The sequence below is a fragment of the Nostoc sp. CCY 9925 genome (assembly GCF_963920935.1).
In the GTDB taxonomy this organism is placed as follows: domain Bacteria; phylum Cyanobacteriota; class Cyanobacteriia; order Cyanobacteriales; family Nostocaceae; genus Nostoc.
This window is the reverse complement of sequence record NZ_CAWUDO010000003.1, coordinates 117,880-135,574: the sequence shown is the minus strand read 5'-3', so window position 1 is coordinate 135,574 and position 17,695 is coordinate 117,880. Positions and strand designations below refer to the sequence as shown.

Genomic DNA, 17,695 nt, shown 5'->3' with positions numbered 1-17,695 from the left:
ACAGATTTACTTTTTTGCCAGAAACTTGTGGTGTCACTCGTGTAGTGGATAACGCCACATCATCTTCCCAATTTCCACCCCTAGATGTGCAATGTATCCACAACTCTTGGAATGGCGATCGCAATTTTCTGTTTACAGAACTCCGAAAATTAAATTAAATTACAAAAATTCATCCTTTGATAAGCTCAAAACAAACCGGAGTTAATACAACTTAAATTGAGCTTATACATGGATATGTTTTCCTCAAAATTTTTGTTTTTATATAAGTAAAACTAAAGGTGTCTTAGAAAAATTGATTCCTTAATTATACAAAGTCATCGAATGATAAGTAAAAAATAAGTTTTCCTTGATAAATTTGTTGTTAATTTATTAATTAATACGTTTTTGTCAATCCGGCATGTCTGGAGTGAGTAACGAACATATTTTTGCTAATCCGGCATGTCTGGAGTGAGTAACGAACATATTTTTGCCAATCCGGCATGTCTGGAGTGACTAACGAACATATTTTTGCCAATCCGGCATGTCTGGAGTGACTAATCAACATCTTTTAGTAAGTCCGGCATGTTTTGGAGTGACTAATGCTTGTTTTGTAGTTTTGTAGGGTGCGTTATGGACGAAAGTCCTAACGCACCGTCCATGATGTTCGGTGCGTTACGCTGGCGCGATAACGCACCCTACCAAACTTAATAAATAAAAATTACCATATTTGTGGATTTTGCTGAGCCAAAATTTAGTTTTAGTGGGGCATAGTAATGTTATCAACCTTAAAAGGTAATAGATTTATGTCTCAGAAAAAACGCACATCTCGCGTTCTAGAAAGTGCTGAGTTAAAATTTGCTGGACTCAAAGCAATAAATAGCAATTTGGATATTGGAGATAATTACAATATCGCAAAACTGACACAATTAATAGAAGAGTTACGCACTAAATTAGAAAATTATAATACTATTATCAGCATGATTGACTCTTCCAAAATAGAAATTGAAGAGTTAGAAAAAAATTTGGCTACTTACTGTGAGAATATGCTGATGGGGATTGGCTTTAAATACGGCAGAGACAGCCGTGAATATGAAATGGCTGGGGGAATTCGTAAAAGTGAAATTCTACGTAAAAGTAGAGCAACTCGGTTAAAAACTGTTGCTAAAAAAGCAGCTAGCCAAAATTTCCAAGTTGTGTAGTCTCCCTAGTAAAAATATAATTGTAGGAACTTACCAATAAAAAAACACACGATTTTCCTTGTGGGGTGGACTTATTGTCCCCCCCAAGTTTTTACTATGCCATATGTGATATCAAGTTCGGATAATTACTTATTATTAAAATCTCTTTGCGTCAGTCTTAATGGTAAGTCTTCTACCAAACATGATATGAATACTATACTTCATCAAATGCAGGTGGATAAACAACTTTTCCCTTACACTTTTTGTGATAATTTTGCAGTGGTTTAACCATGAAAAATTCTTCTGGTACTGGAAAGGGAGATTCTATTCCATAAATCACGGAAGTCTGAAAGCCAAAGCGAGTATAAAATTCTGGATGACCTAGTACAATTACTATGGCTTCTTTGTTTGCTTCGGCTATTTCTAACCCTGCTTTGATTAATGCACTGCCAATTCCTTGTCTTTGAAACTGGGGATAAACTGCCAAAGGTGCTAAACCAAGTACTTGTAATGTTTGTTTGTTCGCCAAATCAATATAGCTAAATAAAATGTGACCGACTACCATACCTTCAATTTCAGCAACTAGCGAAAGTTCTGGAATATAGCGGTCAGAATGGCGAATTCTTTCTACAAGTTTGGCTTCGTTGTCTTGACCAAAAGCTAATGTATTCACCTGTGCTATTGCTGGGTAGTCTGTCAAAGTTTCACAACGGATATTCATCATTTTAAAATCAATTCCATAAAAATCCAGTTCGCTCGATATTCTAACGGAATTTCTGTTTTTTCTAAGTACGGCTCGATATTGTAAAAGCCAAATGCACGATAAAGTGCGTGTGCTTCTTTTGCATAAGGCGCGGTGTCTAAGCGAAGTTTGGAGTAACCAATATCAGTAGCTTCATTGATGATAGCTTGTAATAATGCTCGACCTATTCCTTTTTGGCGGAATTGTGGTTTGACATACATCCTTTTAATTTCGCCAATATCTTGGTTAATGTTTCGCAAGCAAGCACAGCCAGCTATTTGTTCTTCATATTGTCCTAAAAGTAAGCGTCCTGAAGCTAGTAGAAATTCATCGAGTTGGGTGATATATTGCTCGGAAAATGTATTAACATCTATATTGATGTTATATTCTTGGCTAAAGATTGATTTAGTTTCATTAAAATAGTCGAAGAACAGGTTTTTAATATGAGATTTATGTTGTTCATTTTCTACAGGTATGATTTTGAGCAAGGTTTATGCCTCCGCTAAATAAAACTAAGTTGGAGGTGCGTTAGCCTACGGCATAACACACCCTACTGGCTAAATAAAACTAAGTTGGAGGTGCGTTAGCCTACGGCATAACACACCCTACAAATTGTTAACTATATCTTGAATCATTGATGGTTACAATTCCAGTAATTGATTTGGCTGCTTTCATGAATGGCAATGCAACAACTCGGCAAGCTGTTGTGAAAGAAGTTTATCAGGCTTGTCATGAAATCGGTTTTATGTACTTGCAAAATTCTGGTATGTCAAAAGATTTAATTGAGCAAGTATTCACGTATAGTAAATATTTTTTCAATTTACCTTTAGAAGTTAAGCAAAAGCAAGCTTGGAATGATGAATTTAATAATACAGGATATGTTGCTATTGAGAGAGAACGCCTTGACCCGAATAAGCCAGGTGACTTAAAAGAGGCGTTTAATGTCAGCAAAGAAGGTGCTGTGGGTATGGATGCTTGTATTGGGGCTTTTTATGATAGTTGCACAAACTTAGCTAACACAGTTTTGCAAATATTTGCTTTGGCGTTGGACTTGCCAGAAGATTTTTTTACCACAAGGCACAGCCAACACAATCATACCTTGCGATCGCTCCACTATCCCCCATTACAAACACCGCCTAAACCCGGACAAGTGCGTGCAGGGGAACATTCCGATTATGGGAGTATTACTTTACTTTTCCAAGATGAAGTCGGCGGGTTGGAAGTACGAACAACAGCAGGAGAATGGATTCAGGCGGCTGCAATTACTGATACTGTTATAGTTAATACTGGTGATTTAATGCAGAGGTGGACAAATCATGTGTTTTGTTCAACTAAGCATCGGGTAATGATTCCTAATGACGACAGAGTAAACCAGTCTCGCTATTCTATGGCTTTTTTCTGTCATCCTAATGATGATGTAGAAATTGCTTGTTTGGAGAGTTGCAAAACAGGAAAATCACCAATTTATCCGTCTATCCTAGCAGGAGAATATCTTTTACAACGGTTACAAGCAACTTATGGTAATTCGTAATTAGGGAAGATATTTAAGATGCAAACTTACGACTGGATTGTGGTTGGCGGTGGGATTACGGGTGCTACGCTTGCTTATGAATTAAGCAAAGCAGGCTTTGGTGTACTCCTGGTGGAAGAATATGAAATACCACAGAATGCAACTCGCTATAGTTATGGTGGACTTGCTTATTGGTCGGGTACTACACCACTAACTCGCCAATTGTGTGAAGATGCGATCGCTCGTTATCATATCCTATCTCAAGAGTTAGACGCTGATATCGAATTTCGGGAATTAGATTTGTTACTGACTATTTCAGCAGCTATTGACCCAGAAGCGATCGCTGCGTTATATAGTAATTGTGCTGTTGTACCGCGTTTACTGGACGTACAAGCAGCTAGTGAATTGGAACCGCTAATAAATCAACAGGCGATATCTGGCGCTTTAACTGTTAAACACGGTCATATTCATCCACAAAAAACTGCACAAGCTTACATTCAAGCTTTTTTGCGTAGTGGAGGTGAACTCCAAGTTAGCAAAGTATTGCAAATATTGGAAAATGGCGTACAAACGACCAATGCAACTTACCACAGTGCAAATGTCGTCATCTGTGCAGGTGGACTTAGCCGCCAACTATTAAAATCAGCCGGTATTTCCTTGAAGATATATTTTACCCACGCAGAAATAATTGAAACTGCACCAGTTGATATCAGGTTACGCACCTTAGTTATGCCAGCAAATGTGCAACGGTATCAATTAGAAGCCCAATCTACTCAAGTCGAGCAATTGTGGGATGAACCAGGTAATGAACCAGTACCAGCGATTTTAGATGCCGGGGCAATTCAGTTTCAAGATGGTAGTTTGCGTTTAGGTCAAATTAGCCGCGTTCTTACAAATCCTCATGCGGAGGTAAACTCACAAGCGAGTGAACGCTGGTTGCGAGAAAGTGTCGGGGAAGTCTTACCAGCTTTGAGGAATTTACCAGGAACTTGGCATCATTGCTTAGTGGCATTTAGTAACAATCAATTTCCTTTAATTGGTACTGTTCCTGGATTTGAAAGCATTCATGTATTTTCTGGATTTAGCAACCCCCTGGTAATCGTACCACCCTTAGCAGAGCGCTTTGCTAAATTTGCAACTGGCAAGGAAGATGAAATTATTAAAGAAATCAAAAGTCAGAGCCAATTTCCAATCAGAATAAATGGTGCCCAATAATAAGGGTGATTATATTGGATATCAATCTCTGTTTCTTTGGCATTAATCAGTTTCAATTGAGCAATTTGTAAAGCTTGTGCTTTACTCATTTTTGATTCACGTAATTTACTATAAAACTCTGCCACTAAATTAGCTGTAGACTCATCCCCCACAGACCATAGTGAAGCCATTGCACTTTTAGCACCAGCTTGTAACGCCACACCCGCTAACCCTAAGGTTGACCTATCATCACCAACTGCTGTTTGACAGGCGGTTAGTGCTAATAATTCAACTAAGTTAGAACTATTATTAGTTTGACGTAGCAATGTTTCTAGTTGATTAATTGTGAGTTTGTCATTATTTCCTGTGACTAAGAATGTATCTTCTGCAATTGTGCCGAATTGTGCGTGAGTTGCAACGTGAATAATTGGATAAGATGTGTTTTGAATTTCTTGTTCTAAATTGCTAATTGTAAATTCCTGATTTTCTAACTTTTTAGTATCTGCAAATAGTTCTTGAACTGCCTTTGTTTCTAGAGGAACATTCGTTAATGCTTCAAATAATTTATCGTCGATTTTTGCTTCTTGACTGACAGCTAAAATTAAGGCTCTACTTGATTTGATATTAACTTTTTGTGTCGAGGTTAATTGTAAGCTGGGAGTACTAGCGATCGCATATTTTTCGATCAAATATTTTTTGTCTTTTTTATCATACAGTGCAGCCATCGGCACATTACGCAAAAAGCTATCTTGGATAAATACTAAAGTTGTAATTTTGTTAGCACTTAAATCATCCTCAAACGGACGGATGATTAATTCATAGAGATTTTCTGCATCTTTAGTATTATAATTAATATCTCGTTTTCCTCGAATTAACCCAGCGTAAAAGTTTGTAATTTCCTGGCGAAGAGTTTCCTGACTTTTATCTATCCATTGCAAATGTCTTTCTTGATTAGGTAAAATCAAGATAACTCCTGTCTTACCTTTAAGAACTATTGAACTAATAAATGCAGTATTGTCCTCTACGACTTCGGTAACATTTTTGTTATTAATTGCTGTTAAAATACAATCATTACCAAAGTAATTTTGAATTTCTGCTAACCTGAGGGAATTTATTGTAGTTAAGGCAGCATTTAAGGCTGGACTACTCAGTTGTTTATTATTAGTATTACTTGCTGAAGCAAATTCTAATTGAAGTTGTGCTAGCTGACGATAAACAGGCTCAATGATATCTCGAAAATCAAACTGAAAATCACGGTCTGCAATCAGAATATCGCTGCGTAACTCTTCTAGAGTATTGTATGCTCTTTGATAAAAAGGAAGTGCCTCAAGATTTCTATTCTGTGCTTCTAAAACTCTTCCCGCTTGCCATTCCCATAAATATAGGCTATCTTTAGCTTTTAATTTTTGATCTGCTAACCAAATTGCTTTATTAGTTAATTCCCAAGCTTGTTGATATTTTTTTTCTTGACACTCATAGAAATGACCAAGCGCTCCTAAAGCATAAGATTCAGAACGAGAGTCTTGCAATCTCTGAGAAATATTTATAGCTTTATTAAATAATTCCTTTGCTTGCGCGTTTGGTAATTTTGGCTTTGCCAAACATTGAGTTAATGGTGAAGTTAATTCCTCATCGACAGCAGGCAAATTTGCTAAATCGATCGCTGCATACACTTTATTCATAGAATCGGGTAATTTATCCAACAGTTCCAAAGATTCTTGAATATTTTCTTGCAACTGATTTTGAGGTATTAAACTGATTGTTTTGGAATGGTAAAAAAGCTGAATCAGATTGAGCAGACTTCGGATTTCACCAGATTTATTATCTTGTTGACGAGCTTCTTTGAGACTTGATTGGAAATATTCTAGCGCTTGCTGATAATCATTTTTTGCCTTTTGTTGGAATTCCCTTGCTTTAGAAATACTTTGTTGTTGAGCCGATTTTGTACGTAGATTCCAAAGTTGGGCGCGACTGGCGTGAGCATTACCTAAACTATTTAAGATTGCAAAATTATATGTTTGATTATTAGTCTTTTTAGCAGCTTCCAGATATTGAATTGCTACATCATAATTACCTCGAAGCCGATAAGCTTCGCCAAGACTTCCTAATGCTGCAATTTTCCCTGCTTTATCTTGTTGTTCTGAAGCTATTTTTAATGCACTACCTTGCTGACATGCTAGGTTTTCGATATTTTTGGCATCAGAGACACCGCATAAAAAATTAATTGCCTTTGCTGTTTGCCCAAAACTACTATAAGCTTGTGCTATTTCTGTTAATATTCGCCCTACTTTTTGCCAGTCTTGTTGAGAAAGATAGTAATTATTAACTTGCTCCCAATAATTTAGGGCTTGCTCATTTTCACCCAATTGTTGATAAGTTCGTGCTAAATTTTCATTGGCGATCGCCACATTATTATAGTTCTTTTTTTGTGTATATAACTCTAAAGCTGCTTTCCAAGATTGAATTGCAGCCCGAAAGTTTCCTGCTTGATAACTTTCAACACCTTTGTTAACTAATTGATCGGCATCAGGGGCTTGAGCTTGGACTAACTTGCCGATACTTAGTTGGGGACTTGTCAATTGCACATTATTCAACCATACACAAAGGGTGAAACTGACAAAAAATAAAATTGTTAACCAATAATGAGTAGTTGATTTAGAAAATTTTTTGACCACGGGAAAACAAAGGTTAATAGTGATTATAAATAGGCTTATTACAAATAAAATCAGATGAGTTGTATATTTGTCAACTCATTGCAAAAATATTTACGTAAGTAATTAGCCATAGCAAATTTCAGGCATGTTGACTATGTAGTTTTCTGCAATTGCTACAACATTATTAAGTATTATTCAGATTTTATTTATGAAGTAAATATATAAGAGGTAAAAATTACTTTCTCACAAATCATGATGAATAAATTGCACAAATTACTCATGACTACCACAGTCATAATATTCTTTAGTGGCATTCCCTTTGGTGAAACACTAGTTCAAGCGCAAGAAGCAGCATATCTGCAATGCATTAAAGAATATACTAATTTAGGTATCTCAGCAGATGCGGCATTAGCTGAATGTCAAAAAACTAGTTTGGCTGAGTGTGTTCAACGTTTAATTACTCAAAAATATGTGGCTAAATCAGTATCAGAATCTAATGGACGTTACTTAATTGATTTGGGTGCAAGTGAGACAACATGGCTAGAAGGTAACGGATGGAGAAGCAAAAAATGTAGCCCTAACACAGAAGGGCCATCTAAAAAACAAACCCAGCAATTTGTGTCAGGAACTTCGACCGAAACCGTTCTCTATGAGTGGTTTAGACAGGGCTGGTGCAAAGAACCACAAATAGATTTAGGCCAAAGTTACTCTGTTGATGAAGCAAAAACAATTTGTGAATTGGGTTTGCAGCCAAAAGAATAAAGTGCGATCGCTCTTTAACCGATTTATTATAAATCAGCGATCGGCGCATTTAAGTAAGTCGCCGATAAAAGTTCAATCTAGGTGAATAAATATAAATTCGATGTCAGGTGTGTTGTCAAATAGCGCAACGCACCTTGAATTGTTGACGGTGCGTTAGCCTACGGTATAAAGTAACATACTGCCGTAGTCACACAGGTTAGGACATTTTGAAAGCATGGAAGCTAGGAATAGTAATACTTTTACCTCCTACCTCCTGCCTCCTGCCTTCTGCCTTCTGCTATACTTCAGATTTATTAATTCTGAATTCTGCTGTATTTACATGTCATTTGAAACAAGCTACTATTTTTACGTCTTTAATTACGCCGTTAAAAGCGGTTAAATAGAATTGTGGCTAACCAATATTATTCAAAATTGTGCTTACCTTTTGGGCTAATCCTGAGCTTTGCTTTGACAACTAATATTAGCGTCTTAGCTCAAGTCACAGCCGATCAAACCTTGGGAACACAAGTTATAGATAATGGGCCATTTTCTTTTATTGAAGGTGGAACAACTGTTGGTAATACAAATCTATTTCATAGTTTTAGCAGTTTTAGTATTCCTAATGGCAGTGGAGGAATTTTTCTCAATGATTCCAACATTACCAATATATTTGCACGAGTTACTGGTGGAACAGCATCTGATATTCAAGGATTGATTTATGCCCAAGGTGCTGCTAATTTATTTTTGATAAATCCCAATGGAATTGTATTTGGAGAAAACGCCCGATTAAATATCGGTGGTTCCTTTGTAGCTACCACAGCTAATGCAATTCAATTTCCTGGTGGGGCTGAATTTTCTCTAATTTCACCAGTTGCACCAGACAATAATTTACTCAGTATTAATCCTACAGCATTTCTGTTTAACCAAATTGCTACCCAAGGTGTCAACTCAATTGAAAATCAAGGAACTTTGAGAGTTAATAACAATAAAAGTTTAATATTACTTGGTGGTCGTGCGTCATCTACACCTGAATCTACAGGCCAAATTCTAATGGATGGAGGGCAGGTTATAGCACCAGATGGCAGAGTCGAGATTGGTGGATTAACTGCACCTGGAACAGTAGGACTGAATATTGATGGCAACAATTTCAGCCTGACTTTCCCTGATGATGTAGCAAGAACAGATATCTCACTTGAAAATCAATCTCTCGTTGCTGTTTTTGGTGCAATTGGCGGTGATATTGTAGTGAATACCAATAATCTTAAATTACTTAATAGCAATATTTATACAGGTAGAACCAACCAAGGCTCATCTCAACTTCAAGGAGGTGATATTTTAATTAATGCTGATGGAATTGTTAGCTTAGAAGATGGAAGTCTTATTGGTAATATAGGAGTAGAAACAGGCAACACAGGAAATATCAACATTACTGCCAAATCATTAGAAATTATAAGTAGTGGAATTTTTGCAGATGCAATCAATAGTAACACAAATCCTATTGATATCAAAGTTAAGGATACAATTACTTTATCTGGTGAAAATAGTACAATCAACAATCAAGGTATTGGTGGTATTAATATTCAGGCAAAAAATATTTTACTTCAAGACACTAGCTCTTTATCAAGTAGAACTGGAAATGTGAATATTCAAGCTGATGAATCAATTATTTTGAATAATCAAGCTTATATTGATACAAGTAGCTTGGAACTAGAAAATACGGGTAATTTATCAATTGTTACTAATCGCTTGAGTCTGAACAATGATTCTAATATATCAGCAATTAACATTCAAGGGACGAATGCAGGAAATATAAATATTAAAGTTACAGAACTGAATGCAGAAGATAATTCTTCTATTTTTGCTTTTAGCGCTAATTCACCTACAAGAGGTAATGGAGGTGATATTACTATTGATGCAGAACAAATATTATGGAATAGTAGTAAAGAAATAAATGCTGCAAGCGATACTGGTAATGCAGGCGATATAACTATTAATACTAACTTTTTACAATTAACAGATGGAGCTATCAATACTGCAAGCTTTGGCACAGGTGATGGAGGGAAGATTCTTGTTAACAGCAAAAATAGTGTAGTTCTTGATAATGCTGATATTTCTAGTGAGATCAGAGAAGGTGGGGCGGGTAATGCCGGTGATATTACAATTCAGACATCAAGATTAAATTTAAGTAATGGCAGTCAAATTATTGCAGGTATTAGTGGGTCAACACAAAATCTTCCTGGAGGGCAAGGTAAAGGTGGAAATATTCTCATTAATGCTGCGGATGCTGTAATAATTTCCGGAACTAATGCTAATGGATTTCCTAGCTTATTATCGACTCAAACCGATAGAGGAAGTGTTGGTCAGGCAGGAGATATTGTAGTTAACACAGATTATTTTCGCTTAGAAAACAACGGCGGTGTAACGGCAGATACGAAAAATTCTAATAATGGAGGTGATATCACCATTAATGCTCGTGTATTTGAAGCATTTACTGGAGGGCAAGTTTTTACAACAACCAACAGTAGTGGCAATGCTGGTAATATCACTATCAATGCTACAGATGAAATTACTATTTATGGCTTAGTCAGTGGTATATTTACAACTACAACAGCAAACTCTACTGCTAATGGTGGGACAATATATTTATCCACAAATAACTTAAATCTAGCTAATGATGCTAGAGTTTTTGCACGCAGTGAAGGAGAAGGTATTGCAGGCGATATTAATATTATTGCCAAAGGTAATTACAGTGCGGATAATAGTTTAGTCAGCGCCAGTTCTGAAAAATCAAGCGGTGGTGATATCAATATTACTGCAAAAAATATTAGTCTACGCAATAATAGTGATATTCGTACTGACTTATCTACTGGGCAAGCAACTGGAGGTGATATCAGCCTCAATGCTGACACCATTATCGCTTTAGAAGATAGCGACATTCTCGCTTTTGCACCAGAGGGTCAAGGCGGTAATATTACTTTTAACACTCGTGCTTTATTTAGTGATTCTCTCTATAACCCTACACAAACATTAGCTGATAGAAATAGTCTTCAGTCACTAAATAATAATAATCGTTCTGACATTAATGCTACTGGTGTAATTTCTGGTAATATCATTGGTGTGCCTGATATCACTTTTATCCAAAACAGCCTCACAGAATTACAAGATAATCCCATTGATACTAATGCGCTGATTGCTAATAGTTGTATCGCCCGTAGTCCCAAGCAAGAAGGTACTTTTTTAATCACAGGTGTTGGTGGTTTACGATCTCGTCCTGGGGATGCTTCAGCTTCAACTTATCCTACAGGTGATGTACAGAATGTTGCCAATGATAGTGTAACTAGTCAGTGGAAAAAGGGTGACTTGATTATTGAACCAGAAGGAGTGTATCGACTAGCAAATGGACAATTAGTGATGAGTCGAGAGTGTCGCTGAGGATTAAGCACATTAGGGCAGGCAAGATGCCTACCCCATAAAATAATGATTTATTGATTAAAAATCTCTAAGCAGCAACGAAAATATCTGCGTTGGTTAGAGACAATCCAGCATTGAGTGTGGCAATTTGGATTTTAGCGATCGCTCCTGTACCATCTTGGTCGAAGAACAGAGAACCGTTGCCTTTATCATAAAGAAATCTTTGGCTAGCTGTACTTGCTGCTGAACCGAGGAAAAATTGACTAGCAGCGATCGCTGCACCAGCAACTAACCCGCCACCAAAAGCAGCCGCAGAGACAGCAATCGTATCATCAATTACGCTAAAATCAGTAATTTTGTCGGTTCCTTCACTGCGAGAATTGAATGTAAAGCGATCGCTGCCACTACCACCAGTTAGTGTATCGTTCCCAGTACCACCAACAAGGACATCATTACCAGTACCACCAATTAGTGTATCGTTACCACCACCGCCAGTTAGGGTATCATTCCCCGTACCGCCATCCAGAAAATCGTTGCCAATGCCAGCTGTTTGAACTGTAAATTGCAGCGACCAACTATTGAGCGTACCAGCAACTGCAATTTCATCATCTCTGACTTCTAGTTTCCATGTGCCATTGGGGTTTTTATTGTCAAAAGCAGATAGCAGTCCTTCTGGTTTGAAACTTCCGCTAAAAGGCGCAGTCCCAAGTGTAATGGATGTTGCTGCCTCATCGTCCAATGTCGTGTTAGTAAAATTAATGTTACTACCGCCGACATCAGTAAACAATTCCACGCGAGTCCCTGTTGGACTAATCAGAAAAACATCTAGATCAGAATCCCAGTTGTGCTTAATATTTAAAGTGACGTTGACATCAGCAATCGATGCAGGTAAACCACTGACGGCTAAACTAGATGTAATTGTAGACAAGTCAGGGATACTAACAGGAGAGTTATTGCTAAAGGTTTTGGTTTCGTTAGTAGCTCCATCACCAACTAGACTATCATTGCCAGCACCACCATATAGTGTGTCATTGCCAGCGCCGCCATTGAGTTGATTGTTAGCACCGTTACCTGTAATTGTGTTGTTGAGATTGTTACCAGTGCCGTTGATTGCAGATGTACCTGTGAGAATCAGATTTTCTAAATAAGCTGGGCCTAAGTTAAAGTTGTAGGCAGACTCAACTGTGTCTGTACCTTCATTAAGGTATTCATAGATACTGTAGTAACTATCGCCATTGATTATATAGCGATCGTTGCCAGTGCCACCATACAAAGTATTATTGCCAGTACCGCCATTGAGGGTATCATTACCAGCGCCGCCATAAAGGGTGTCATTTCCCGCGCCACCTACAAGACTGTCATTTCCAGCTTTGCCATCGATGACATCGTTTCCGCCTTCCCCAGACAGATAATTGTTGTATTCATTTCCTGTTAAACTGTCATTAAAATTACCTCCTATGGCATTTTCAATCACAGATATACCGCCTTTGGAATTAGCGATGGTAAATCCTCCTTTAACGCCAACAACTTGGCTAATAAAGCCAGCAGCATCAGGATCGTTATTCGCCAGAGTCGCATTATTTAAGTCGATAATTACTGAATTAGTTGCCCCTTGACCAGATATTGTATCTATTCCGCCTGCATCCCAAATACAAGACCAATAGGTTCCCACACCATTAAAAGTTGGCAGCAAATAAACATTATTACCTGTGTTGTATGTCTTATTAATACCGTAAATATGCTGGATAGCTGCAATATCAAATGCCATTGGCCCCGCAGCATAACCCCAATTTGTTTCATACCCAGGAGAATAGGGACTTTGAATATCAACGTAAGACATGACTGTGGTAACAAACTGATTAAGGCCGTAGTCGCCAAAATCTCCAGAGTTATCAACGCCAGGAAAAATAGAAGAAGTTCCGCCTTCATCGTGGGGATGAGCTAATCCCAAAGCATGACCAATTTCGTGAACAAAAGTATAGTAAGAATAGCCACCAACTGCTAAAGCAGCATCAGGATTGTATTGGTAAGGTTCCCAGTTAACTAAAACATCTCCTTGCTTAAAAGGGTTAATATTTACTCCTGGTGGCATTGCTTGACCTAGTACACTATCACTGCCAAAAACAGAAGAATCAACACTATGAAAACTTAACTCAGCTTGAGGATCGTTAAACCCAGAATATTCTAGCTGGAAGTTAGCAACATTTGACCAGGCTTTTATTGCATTAGTATAGGCACTGATTTCAGCATTATAGAATTCATCATCCCAAGATTTGTTATCAACAAAAGAATAAGTCAGTTTTCTATTGTCGTTTTCAATTTTCCAACGACTGCCCCATAGTAAACCGTCTACGTAGGCTAAACCAGTTTTAGGAACACCAGTAGCAGAACCAACAAAAGTAGACATTTGTTTCTCCTTTTCGCAATTAAAATGAGAGTAAATATAGTAGTCAGCTTTGATTTCTGAGCTTACTTATAGAATTAGGGAATAGGAAATAAAGCTGAGAAACCAAGGAACAAAATATAGAGTAAGAAAAGTACGAAAATTATTCGCTCAGGTTTCATGCAGTGTTATATGCATAATTGTGTATGGCAGATTGCAGAAAACTACATTGTAATTTAACTGGTGATATGCAAAAGATTATGCATTAGTCTGGATTTCGTGAAAAATAGCGATCGCTTGAATATCAAAACTAGTCTGTGGTGCAATCTCTGGTAATATGATTGCTGTGTCTAATACTGAACAACAAGATCCCCGACTTCTTCAAGAATTCGGGGATCTAAGACTATAAATTTAAGCCATGATTAATCAATCTTATTTAAATTGGTATTGGTGCTTAGGGCTATCAATTAGTTTAAGTTTTATAACAAACATCAGCGCCTTAGCTCAAGTAACACCAGACCAAACTTCAGGAACAGAAGTTACAGATATTGGCTTGGGTTCTTATATTTCAGGTGGCACAACAGTTGGCAATACAAACCTATTTCACAGCTTCAGCAGTTTTAGCATTCCTAATGATGGCGGAGCAATTTTTCTTAACGATTCCAACATTAGTAATATCTTTGCACGAGTAACTGGTGGAACAGCATCTAATATTCAAGGATTGATTTATGCCCAAGGTGCTGCTAATTTATTTTTGATGAATCCCAACGGCATTATTTTTGGAGAAAATGCCCTGTTAAATATTGGTGGTTCATTTGTAGCTACCACAGCTAATGCAATTCAATTTCCTGGCGGTGCAGAATTTTCTTTAACTTCTCCAGTTACACCCAATAATTCATTACTCAGCGTCAATCCTACAGCATTTTTATTTAATCAAATTGCTAACCAAGGGGCAAACTCAATAGAAAATCGTGCGATTTTGGCGGTTCCCAATAATAAAAGTTTAATCCTACTTGGCGGTCGCATCTCACCTACACCTGAATCTACAGGACAAATTCTAATAGATGGAGGACAACTCGCCGCGTTAGACGGTAGGGTAGAGATTGGTGGGTTAAGTGCACCAGGAATAGTAGGACTTAATGTTGATGACAACAATTTAAGCTTGACTTTTCCTGATAGTGTGGCGAAAACAGATATCTCGCTTGTGAATCAATCTGTTGCCATTGCTACTGGTGCTGGTGGTGGTGATATTGTAGTTAATGCTAATAATTTGAATTTAGAAAATTCTAGTTATTTCTTCACTGGTATAAATCAAAATCAAGGAACTTCTGACACCAAAGCAGGTGATATTGTAGTTAATGCTAGTGGAGTTGTAACACTCAATGAAAATAGCATTTTTGGAAATATTGCTTTAGGTATTGGAGATAGTGGTAATATCAATGTTAGTGCGCGATCGCTAAAAATGAATAGTGGTAGTATTCAAGCAATTGCCACAGAGGGTAATTCAGGAATTGTTAATATCAAAGTTGAAGATACAGTTTCCCTATCTGGAACAAACGCTAATGGTTTCGGTAGTTTGATTGCAAGCGCGGTTCAACCACGTGACACCTCTATATCTACAGAACAAACCTTTTCAGGAACGCCAACCTACGGGAGAAGCGGTGGTATTGATATCCAAGGACGAAATCTTTTGCTCACAGATGGTGCTTTAATAAGTGCTACGAACATTTTTGCAAATGATTCTGGAGATATTAAAATTCAGGCTTTTGATACAATTAATTTGAACAATTTTGCAGCAATATTGTCTATAAGTTCTGATGGAAAAGGAAATGCAGGTAATTTATCGATTACTACCAATTATTTGAATTTGGAAAACCAGTCTCAAATATCAGCTAATACTCTTGGTGGTAACGGTGGCGATATGAATATTGCAGCTCAGAGTATTAGTTTAGATAATTCTTTTATTTCTGCATCTGCTAATTCTTCTTCTGAAGTTATATCTAATGTCGGTGATGCTGGCAATATAAATATTAAAACTGGAAGACTTACTTTAACAAATTATGGAACTATACTTTCTGTTTCTGGAGAACCAGAACCAGGCGAAACAATTGGACGTGGCGGAGATATTAATATTACAGCCACTGATTTAATAGAAATCGATCCTAAAGGTTCAACAGATAGAATTACTGGTATTTCTGCCACAACTTTTAGCAATAGTCGTGCTGGTGATGTAACACTAGACACTAAAAATCTCCTGGTGAGAAATGGCGGTTATATCACAGTAGGAGCTATTAATAATTTGGGTGGTGATGCAGGTAATATTACTATCAATGCATCAGATTCTGTTGATTTAATTAGCTCAAACGCTAATTTTCGTAGTTTAATCTCTACACAAGTTCAACCTGTAGGTAATGGCGGTGATATAACAATTAATACTAAACGTTTGCAGTTAACAAATGGAACTATCAGCGCTGGAACTTTTGGCAAGGGTAATGCTGGTGATATCTTTATTGCCAGCAATGATACGGTTATTGTTGAGAACGGTATAATCGATAGTCGCGTAGGAGCAGGCGGAGTTGGTAATGCTGGAGATATTAAAATTCAGACACGAAAGCTAACTTTAACTAACGGCGGTGCTATTAGTACTTTAATTGCTGAAGCAACGGGAAATTTGCCTGGTGGACAAGGTAAGGGTGGAAGTATCCGCATTGATGCTGCTGATGCAGTAACTATTTCAGGAACTGATATAAATGGAAATGCAAGTGGAATATCAACCGAAACCCAAAGTGGGGCGCTTGGTCAAGGTGGAGATATCATAATCAACACAGATTATTTCCGTCTAACAGACAATGCTTTTGTATCAGCAGCAACTAGTAATTCTAGTAACAGCGGTAATATAACTTTGAATACTCGTGTATTTGAAGCATCAAATGGTGGATTAATAACTACTGGAACTGTTGACAGTGGTAAATCTGGTGACATTACTATCAATGCCGCAGATAGTATCAGTATCTCTACCAACTCAGATAATATCACTGGTCTATTTGCAGGTACTAGTTCTACTGGAAACGGCGGAACAATATTCTTATCTACAACTAACTTTAATTTATTTACAAGCGATTTAAACTTACCTAATAACGTTGCTGGAGTTTCTACAAGCAGTAATGGAAGAGGTGTTGCAGGCAATATTAATATTACTGCTAAGGATAATTTTAGGGCAAATAATAGTTTAGTAAACGCACAATCCGAACAAGCAGGCGGTGGTAGCATCAATATCACTGCGAGAAACATTCGCTTACTTAATAACAGCGACATCCGCACCGATTTATCTACAGGTGAAGGTAGTGGAGGTAATATTACCCTCAATGCCAACACTATTATTGCCTTAGAAGATAGCGATATTCTCGCCTTTGCGCCAGAAGGTCAAGGTGGTAACATTACTTTTAACACTCGTGCTTTGTTAACTTCACCACTATATCGCCCTACACAAACTTCAACTGATATAAATACCCTTCAGTCATTAAATAATAACGATCGCACCGATATCAACGCCAGCGGTGCAATATCTGGTAATATCATCGGTGTGCCCGATATTACATTTATCCAGAATAGCATCACAGAATTACAATCTAATCCCATTGATACTAATGCGCTAATTGCTAATAGTTGTATTGCTCGTAATCTGACGCAAGAAGGTACTTTTTTAATTACAGGTGCTGGTGGTTTACCTGCTCGTCCTGGGAATGCTTCAGCTTCAACCTATGCCACAGGTAATGTGCAAAATGTTACTAATGATAATGCAAGACATCAGTGGAAAAAAGGCGACTTGATTATTGAACCCCAAGGAGTGTATCGATTAGCAAACGGACAATTAGTTATGAGTCGAGAATGTGGTTGAGGCTA

General features: G+C 37.5%; 11 protein-coding genes. 7 read left to right on the top strand and 4 right to left on the bottom strand.

All coding sequences use genetic code 11. From position 1 onward, the window contains the following. Positions 1 to 14: 14 nt before the first annotated feature. Positions 15 to 158 (top strand): hypothetical protein, encoded by a 144-nt coding sequence (locus ACM0OY_RS02770; RefSeq protein ID WP_414567362.1) that lies wholly within the window; start codon positions 15 to 17, stop codon positions 156 to 158. A gap of 624 nt (positions 159 to 782) precedes the next feature. Beyond that, entirely contained in the window at positions 783 to 1,178 is a 396-nt protein-coding gene (locus ACM0OY_RS02765) for a hypothetical protein (protein ID WP_414567361.1), read from the top strand. A 193-nt stretch (positions 1,179 to 1,371) separates the two neighbouring features. Here ACM0OY_RS02765 and ACM0OY_RS02760 read toward each other — a convergent pair whose 3' ends face one another. Beyond that, the gene (locus ACM0OY_RS02760; RefSeq protein ID WP_414567429.1) at positions 1,372 to 1,878 is read right to left on the bottom strand and encodes a GNAT family N-acetyltransferase; all 507 of its coding nucleotides are present in this window, start codon (positions 1,876 to 1,878) and stop codon (positions 1,372 to 1,374) included. Further along, positions 1,878 to 2,387 (bottom strand): GNAT family N-acetyltransferase, encoded by a 510-nt coding sequence (locus tag ACM0OY_RS02755; protein WP_414567360.1) that lies wholly within the window; start codon positions 2,385 to 2,387, stop codon positions 1,878 to 1,880. The genes ACM0OY_RS02760 and ACM0OY_RS02755 overlap by 1 nt, the downstream gene beginning before the upstream one ends. A gap of 149 nt (positions 2,388 to 2,536) precedes the next feature. Between ACM0OY_RS02755 and ACM0OY_RS02750 the strand changes: the two genes are divergently transcribed. Then, complete coding sequence (locus tag ACM0OY_RS02750) at positions 2,537 to 3,430, top strand: isopenicillin N synthase family dioxygenase (RefSeq protein WP_414567359.1); 894 nt, start codon at positions 2,537 to 2,539, stop codon at positions 3,428 to 3,430. An 18-nt stretch (positions 3,431 to 3,448) separates the two neighbouring features. Beyond that, positions 3,449 to 4,624 carry an NAD(P)/FAD-dependent oxidoreductase gene (locus ACM0OY_RS02745; protein WP_414567358.1) on the top strand — a complete coding sequence of 392 codons (1,176 nt, stop codon included), beginning with the start codon at positions 3,449 to 3,451 and terminating at the stop codon, positions 4,622 to 4,624. Here ACM0OY_RS02745 and ACM0OY_RS02740 read toward each other — a convergent pair. Beyond that, positions 4,585 to 7,188 (bottom strand): CHAT domain-containing protein, encoded by a 2,604-nt coding sequence (locus tag ACM0OY_RS02740; RefSeq protein WP_414567357.1) that lies wholly within the window; start codon positions 7,186 to 7,188, stop codon positions 4,585 to 4,587. The two genes, ACM0OY_RS02745 and ACM0OY_RS02740, sit on opposite strands and share 40 nt — an antisense overlap. A gap of 348 nt (positions 7,189 to 7,536) precedes the next feature. On the opposite strand from ACM0OY_RS02740, the gene ACM0OY_RS02735 reads away from it, so the two are divergent. Together ACM0OY_RS02735 and ACM0OY_RS02730 are read left to right on the top strand one after the other, a co-directional pair. Then, complete coding sequence (locus tag ACM0OY_RS02735) at positions 7,537 to 8,019, top strand: hypothetical protein (protein WP_414567356.1); 483 nt, start codon at positions 7,537 to 7,539, stop codon at positions 8,017 to 8,019. Positions 8,020 to 8,466: 447 nt separating this feature from the next. Then, on the top strand, positions 8,467 to 11,430 hold the full coding sequence (locus ACM0OY_RS02730; RefSeq protein WP_414567355.1) for a filamentous hemagglutinin N-terminal domain-containing protein: 2,964 nt from the start codon (positions 8,467 to 8,469) through the stop codon (positions 11,428 to 11,430). Positions 11,431 to 11,497: 67 nt separating this feature from the next. On the opposite strand, the gene ACM0OY_RS02725 is transcribed toward ACM0OY_RS02730, so the two are convergent. Beyond that, on the bottom strand, positions 11,498 to 13,816 hold the full coding sequence (locus ACM0OY_RS02725) for a proprotein convertase P-domain-containing protein (RefSeq protein ID WP_414567354.1): 2,319 nt from the start codon (positions 13,814 to 13,816) through the stop codon (positions 11,498 to 11,500). A gap of 394 nt (positions 13,817 to 14,210) precedes the next feature. Here ACM0OY_RS02725 and ACM0OY_RS02720 point away from each other — a divergent pair, with 394 nt between their 5' ends. Continuing rightward, a complete protein-coding gene (locus ACM0OY_RS02720; protein WP_414567353.1) occupies positions 14,211 to 17,690 on the top strand; it encodes a filamentous hemagglutinin N-terminal domain-containing protein in 3,480 nt (1,159 codons plus the stop codon). Positions 17,691 to 17,695 lie beyond the last annotated feature (5 nt).

What these genes read in the sequence shown, in the direction of transcription:
- ACM0OY_RS02735 (WP_414567356.1), top strand. Translation starts at nt 7,537, where the DNA reads ATGACTACCACAGTCATAATATTCTTTAGTGGCATTCCCTTTGGTGAA.
- ACM0OY_RS02725 (WP_414567354.1), bottom strand. Translation starts at nt 13,816, where the DNA reads ATGTCTACTTTTGTTGGTTCTGCTACTGGTGTTCCTAAAACTGGTTTA.
- ACM0OY_RS02765 (WP_414567361.1), top strand. Translation starts at nt 783, where the DNA reads ATGTCTCAGAAAAAACGCACATCTCGCGTTCTAGAAAGTGCTGAGTTA.
- ACM0OY_RS02720 (WP_414567353.1), top strand. Translation starts at nt 14,211, where the DNA reads ATGATTAATCAATCTTATTTAAATTGGTATTGGTGCTTAGGGCTATCA.
- ACM0OY_RS02750 (WP_414567359.1), top strand. Translation starts at nt 2,537, where the DNA reads ATGGTTACAATTCCAGTAATTGATTTGGCTGCTTTCATGAATGGCAAT.
- ACM0OY_RS02745 (WP_414567358.1), top strand. Translation starts at nt 3,449, where the DNA reads ATGCAAACTTACGACTGGATTGTGGTTGGCGGTGGGATTACGGGTGCT.
- ACM0OY_RS02760 (WP_414567429.1), bottom strand. Translation starts at nt 1,878, where the DNA reads ATGAATATCCGTTGTGAAACTTTGACAGACTACCCAGCAATAGCACAG.